Origin of the sequence: Micromonospora sp. 15K316 (assembly GCF_004348525.1) — a bacterium.
Taxonomy (GTDB): Bacteria; Actinomycetota; Actinomycetes; order Mycobacteriales; family Micromonosporaceae; genus Micromonospora.
This window is the reverse complement of record NZ_SMKG01000307.1, coordinates 1-5,797: the sequence shown is the minus strand read 5'-3', so window position 1 is coordinate 5,797 and position 5,797 is coordinate 1. Positions and strand designations below refer to the sequence as shown.

Below are 5,797 nucleotides of genomic sequence, written 5' to 3'. Positions count from 1 at the left end.
GGCTCGGGCGGCTGCGCCGGCTCGGGGGCGTCCGGTTCGACCGGTCCCGACCGGTACACCGCCGGGGCGCCGGACCGGGCGCCGCTCGCGGCCTGCGCCTCCGACGCGGTGACCCGGCCGGGGGGCGTGGGCACGGCGGCGCTGGCCCGGGCGGCCGCCGACTCGTCGGTCGTGGCCCGGGCGGCTGTGGGGACGGTGGCGCTGGCTCGGGCGGCCGGCGCGGCGCCGGCCGTGGCTCCGGTCGCGCCCGGGACCGTGGCGCCGGCCTGGGCGCCCCCGCCCGAGCTGTCCCGCTGGCTCGGCAGCTCCCCGGCCGGGCCGGGCGGGGTCGCCGCCGGCGCGGAGCTCGTCGCCCGGTAGGTCGTGCCGGCCGGGTTCGCCACCGGCGTTCCGCCCGAGGTCGGCGCGGCGGCGGTGGCGACGCTGGCCCGCGCCCGAACCGGGATCGCCGGAGCCCCAGGCTCAGGCTGCTCGCCCGCCGTGGCCTCCGCGCTCGTCGGGCCGCCGGCCCCGTCGACGGGCGCGGTCTCGGGCTCCGCCGCCTCCGCCGGATCCTTCTGCTCGGCCATGTCCGCCCCTCCGCCCCACGCCTGCGCACCCGCACCCGGCCGGGGCCGGGTGTGTCTGGGTGTCACGGTGCCACATCACGCCCGGGCGGGACAGCCGGAGTCCGTGCTTGCAGCTCAGTCGACGCTGCCGGGGCTCCTCGAACCACTCGCGGACGGGCTGCCGCTCGTCTCCGAGCTACGGCTGGGCGAGGGGGAGTTCGAGGCCGAGGAGCTCGGCGTCGGGCTGTTGGACGGCGTGGCATCCGGCGTCTCGCTCGGGCTCGGCTCCGTGGAGGGCGTCGGGCTCGGCGAGGTCGAACCGGTCGGCGTCGGCGTCGGCGTCGCGGACCCGGTCGGCGTCGGCGACGCGGAGCCGGTGGGCGTCGGGGTGGCCGACCCGGTGGGCTTCGGCGTGGCCGACGTGGAGGGCTTCGGCGTCGTCGGCGGCTTGGGGGTCGTCGAGGGAGCCGGTACGGCGCCGATCACGCGCGTCGCGGCGTAGAGCCGGGACCAGGTGACCGTGGAGATCTTGACGACGTCGCCGGTGGTGGGCGCGTGCACCATCTTGCCGTTGCCGATGTACATCGCGACGTGATGGATCGTCGTCCAGCTGCTGCCCGAGGCGAAGAAGAGCAGGTCGCCCGGGAGCAGCGCGTTGCGCGACACGGTGCGGCCGCGGGTCGCGTAGTACTGGTCCCGGGAGACCCGGGGCAGGTCGAAGTAGTCGGCGCCCTTCGACCGGTAGGCCGCCCACATCAGACCCGAGCAGTCGAACCGGTCGGGCCCCTCCGCGGCCCAGAGGTACGGATCACCGAGCTGCGCGAGCGCGTAGCGCACGGCGGCCAGGGCGCGCGGGTGGGCGGCCAACCCGTTGGCGCTCTGGCCGTCCAGGTACTGGGTGCCGAGCTGCTGCTCGCTCGCCTCCTGCTGGCGCTCCAGCACGAGGAGCTGCGCCTCGTTGTCCTTGCGCAGCGTGAGGAGTTTCGCCTCGGCGGTGCGCAGGGCCGTCTCGCCGTTGCTGAACTTCGTCTCCACGCCGCGCAGCAGCGCCTCGGCAGTCGTGTAGGCCTGGTAGGCCGCCTGCTCGGCGGCCTGCGCCCGGGCCAGCTCACCGGTCGCCGCGGTGGTCGAGCCCTCGACCTTCTCGCCACGGGTGATCCGCTGGAGCCGGCTCAGCCCGTCGATCTCCTCGGCGAACTCGGCGGACGGCAGCGCCGCGGCGGCCTTGAACGCGTCGGCGGCCGCCTGGTCGGCGGTCACCTGCGCCTGGGCCAGTGCGTCGCGGGCGAGCTTCAGCTCCCGGTCGGCGGTGGTGAGCTGCGTCTGCGCGTCGGTGCGTTCTTGCCGTAGTTGGAGCAGTGTCTCGCCGAGCATGCCGACCTGGGTCTCGGCGGCGTAGACCTGGCTGGCCAACGGGCCGTTGCCGAGGTTGCCGACAGGTGCGTCGGTCGTCGGGGGAGTCGTGCCGCCGGGCAGTTGGAGCGTGCCGGTGATGGTCGGACGGGCCCCGGAGTCCGGCACCGCGGCGGGCGGTGCGGGTTCGGCGTAGACCGGGGTGGCCAGCACCGCGGCGGCTATCGCGCCCAGGAGGGCGGCCCAGAGCCGTGGTCTCAGGACCGGCGAGACCACCGGGCTCCGCCGTCGTCGCCGTCGCCCGTGCCCGCTGTCGACCATGCCGCTCCCCATCCGCCGTGCAGTCACCACGCCGGGGTGGGCGCGGCCGTGGGGACGCTACCAGTGGACCCTGCGCAGCTGTGGCCGCGTGTCGCCCACGCCCGGAGCCTCACCCGCGGCCACGATGGACCGAACGGGGCGAGTAACGGTGCCGGTGTGTCCCTCCCCACCCTGTCTTACCTCAGTCGGCGCAGCCTTGTCGATGTGTGGTCGGGTTACGGGTCGCTGAGAATGCGGTTAACCGGGTCGTGCCGGCGGAGTCGTCGGTCGCCCGACGTACGCTCGACCGGGACCGCGGGTGTGGAAGGGACGTGCCATGGACGCCGGACTCAAGCGTGAGCTCGAAGCGAAGGTGTACGCCGGTGAGCGGCTGACCCGGGAGGACGGGATCGCGCTCTACGAGAGCGACGACCTCTCCTGGCTCGGGCGGCTGGCGCACCACCGGCGCACCGAGCTCAACGGCGAGCGGGTGATGTTCAACGTCAACCGGCACCTGAACCTCACCAACGTCTGCTCCGCGTCGTGCGCGTACTGCTCGTTCCAGCGCAAGCCGGGCGAGAAGGACGCCTACACGATGCGGATCGACGAGGCGGTCCGCAAGGCGAAGGAGATGGAGGACGAGCAGCTCACCGAGCTGCACATCGTCAACGGCCTGCACCCGACCCTGCCCTGGCGCTACTACCCGAAGGTGCTGCGCGAACTGAAGGCGGCGCTGCCGAACGTGAAGCTGAAGTGCTTCACGGCGACCGAGGTGCAGTGGTTCGAGAAGATCAGCGGGCTGAGCGCCGACGAGATCCTCGACGAGTTGATGGACGCCGGCCTGGAGTCGCTGACCGGTGGTGGCGCGGAGATCTTCGACTGGGAGGTGCGCCAGCACATCGTCGACCACGACTGCCACTGGGAGGACTGGTCCCGGATCCACGCGCTGGCACACCGCAAGGGCATGACGACGCCGGCCACCATGCTCTACGGCCACATCGAGGAGCCACGGCACCGAGTCGACCACGTGCTGCGACTGCGGGAGCTCCAGGACGAGACCGGCGGCTTCGCGGTCTTCATCCCGCTGCGCTACCAGCACGACTTCGTCGACTCGGCGGACGGCAAGATCCGCAACCGCATCCAGGCGCGGACGACGATGGCCTCGCCGGCGGAGTCGCTGAAGACGTTCGCGGTCTCCCGGCTGCTCTTCGACAACGTGCCGCACGTCAAGTGCTTCTGGGTGATGCACGGACTCTCGGTCGCCCAGCTCTCCCTGAACTTCGGCGTGGACGACCTGGACGGCTCGGTCGTCGAATACAAGATCACGCATGACGCCGACTCGTACGGCACCCCGAACACCATGCACCGCGAGGACCTGCTCAACCTGATCTGGGAGGCCGGCTTCCGCCCCGTCGAACGGGACACCCGGTACAACGTGGTACGCGAGTACGACCCCGCCCCGTCGCTGGCGGAGCGGCGTGCCGAGCCGCAGCGGGTGTGGGCCTGACCGGCCACGTACTCTCGTAGGGCGATGACGGAGCAGCAGAGCAGTTTTCCGCGGCGGGACGCCGACGGGCGGATACGTTTCCTCGGCGATCTGCTCGGGATCAGCCTTGCCGGCTGGGTGATCGGGGTGCTCGCCCTCGTGCTCTTCGACTGGGCGTTCGCCTCGTTCGGGGCGGGCGGCTTCGGGCGGGCGAACGGCTGGCTGTCGATCATCCTCCCGGTCTGGCTCTTCTGGGAGGATTTCCGCGCCTGGGAGTTCGGCGCCGCCCGGGTACTGGCGGGAGTGTTCGCCGCCGCCGTCGGGGTGGTCGTGGGGCTGCTGGTGGCCGGTCTGGCCGCGGGCCTACCGGGGCTGCTCTCCGGCGCGCTGGCGGCGGCCGCCTTCACCGTGGCGTACGCCGTGGTGTGGTTTACCGGCGTCCGCTGGCTGGCCCGCCGGACGGGCTGAACGCCCTCGCGGGCTGAGGCGTCCGCCGGACCGACCGGCGGAGCGAGAACGGAGTGGTGCGGGTGAGCGCGGCGGTCAAGTACACGCTGGGGCGGATCGGGCTTTTCGTCCTCGTGCTGGCGGCCCTCTGGCTGGTCGACATCAACGTCTTCCTGAAGCTGATGCTGGCGTTGGTCTTCTCCGCCGCGCTCTCGTTCTTCCTGCTCAAGGGCTGGCGGGACGAGATGGCCGAGGAGATGGCCGGTGCCGCGCAGCGTCGCCGGGAGGAGAAGGAACGCCTGCGCTCCGCCCTCGCGGGTGAGGACGAGTCGAGCGAGGGTGAGCGGCCGGACGGCCAGGCCCGGTAGCGGGGTACCGGCGAGTTCGCTGCTCGGCCGGGTTGATCGGCTCGCCTTCCCTGAAGTCCGGCTGTCCCACCACGGCGGTTGCCCCGACTTCGATGATCTCGGGCGAAGCGAGCCCGGCACTGTCGATCGCGACGGTGCCGGGCTCGTCCGCCGTCACCAGTTGGTGGAGCCGGGCACGCGCGGCCAGGGCTTGCCGACCGGCTTGATCAGGTACGCGATGCCACCGGAGCCGCCGGAAACGCCGCCGCTCGCGTTGATCCGCTTGGTGCGCAGCCAGATCTGCTCGAACTGCTCCCGCTGGTAGACGTTGCGCACCACGTCGTTGCTGGACGAGGCCGGGTCGTTGACGATGACGTCCCCGTCCGCGGTGAAGCCGACCACCACGAAGAGGTGACCGGAGGTGCCGTAGTTCGCCCCGTCCAGCTCGCTGGCGAGGAAGGACTGGCTGGTCACGACCGGGATGCCGGCGGCGATGAAGCGTTCCACCTCGTCCAGGGAGTGCAGCCGGGTCACCCGACCCTCCAGCCCGGGGAAGCTGGCGGCGTACGCGGTGTTGAACGGCCAGTTGCCGGCGCCGTCGTACGCGTAGTCGTACGTCATCCGGGCGGCGTGGTTGACGGTCGGGTCGGGGTAGGTCGGGTCCACCCAGGCGGTGTCCGCCGCGGAGGGCTGCCGCCCCCAGTACTCGACCACCATCTCGGTGGAGGTGGGGGAGCACCAGGCCTCGCCGCCGCCGTCGTACTCGGGGTAGTGCCCGGAGTGCACGTTCTGCGAGTAGCGCGGCACCGGCAACTCCACGCCCCAGGCGATGTGCCCGGCGCTCGGCGGGACGGTGAACCGGTCCGGCACGTTCGAGCTCATCGCGCCGAGCATGTGTACGACCGGAGCGGCGGCCTGCCCGGGCGCCCGGTAGAGGGTCAGCCGCAGCTGGTACGAGCGCAGCAGCACGCCGGCGGCGGCGTCGTCGATGCTGAACGTGTCGGTCCAGATCGTCGACCACGGGTCGCCCTGGCTGTTGACGGTGGTCCGCTTGACGTCCGCGTCCCCGGAGGCCCACCGGCCCATCACGTACCACGGGGTCTTGTCGCCGGTGTTGTACCTGCCCTGGAGCTCGACCTGGATCCAGGTGCCGGCCGGGGTCTTGGCGTTCCAGGAGGCGACAAGTTCGGTCGCGTCGAAGCCGATCGCGGTGACCGGGGAGGTCCAGGTGCCGTACTCCCAGCTGCGGGTGATCCCGGTGTGCGGATCGGTGTAGTCGGCGGTGCCGGCGGGCCGGGCCAGGGTCAGGCCGGGGC

Annotated in this window: 5 protein-coding genes and 1 pseudogene; 3 read left to right on the top strand and 3 right to left on the bottom strand. The window is 72.4% G+C overall.

From position 1 onward, the window contains the following. Together E1211_RS30220 and E1211_RS30215 are read right to left on the bottom strand one after the other, a co-directional pair. Nucleotides 1-569 (bottom strand): annotated as a pseudogene (locus tag E1211_RS30220) (hypothetical protein); the annotation flags it as partial. 114 nt (nt 570-683) lie between these two features. Then, nucleotides 684-2,222: a C40 family peptidase gene (locus E1211_RS30215; RefSeq protein ID WP_132353341.1), complete on the bottom strand. Its 1,539-nt coding sequence runs from the start codon at nt 2,220-2,222 to the stop codon at nt 684-686. Nucleotides 2,223-2,538: 316 nt separating this feature from the next. Between E1211_RS30215 and mqnE the strand changes: the two genes are divergently transcribed. The 3 genes from mqnE to E1211_RS30200 all read left to right on the top strand — a co-directional run bounded on the left by mqnE (nt 2,539) and on the right by E1211_RS30200 (nt 4,502). Then, the gene (gene mqnE, locus E1211_RS30210; protein WP_132353339.1) at nt 2,539-3,708 is read left to right on the top strand and encodes an aminofutalosine synthase MqnE; all 1,170 of its coding nucleotides are present in this window, start codon (nt 2,539-2,541) and stop codon (nt 3,706-3,708) included. A 24-nt stretch (nt 3,709-3,732) separates the two neighbouring features. Beyond that, nucleotides 3,733-4,155, top strand: coding sequence for a hypothetical protein (locus tag E1211_RS30205; RefSeq protein ID WP_132353337.1), 423 nt, complete (start codon nt 3,733-3,735; stop codon nt 4,153-4,155). Nucleotides 4,156-4,217: 62 nt separating this feature from the next. Beyond that, a complete protein-coding gene (locus E1211_RS30200) occupies nt 4,218-4,502 on the top strand; it encodes a DUF4229 domain-containing protein (protein ID WP_132353335.1) in 285 nt (94 codons plus the stop codon). Nucleotides 4,503-4,655: 153 nt separating this feature from the next. Here E1211_RS30200 and E1211_RS30195 read toward each other — a convergent pair. Further along, on the bottom strand, nt 4,656-5,797 hold a 1,142-nt coding region (locus E1211_RS30195), incomplete at its 5' end, for a C39 family peptidase (RefSeq protein ID WP_132353333.1).

Bases quoted from the DNA above. Each gene is read 5' to 3' on its own strand.
- mqnE (WP_132353339.1), top strand. From the start codon at position 2,539: ATGGACGCCGGACTCAAGCGTGAGCTCGAAGCGAAGGTGTACGCCGGT.
- E1211_RS30215 (WP_132353341.1), bottom strand. From the start codon at position 2,222: ATGGTCGACAGCGGGCACGGGCGACGGCGACGACGGCGGAGCCCGGTG.
- E1211_RS30205 (WP_132353337.1), top strand. From the start codon at position 3,733: ATGACGGAGCAGCAGAGCAGTTTTCCGCGGCGGGACGCCGACGGGCGG.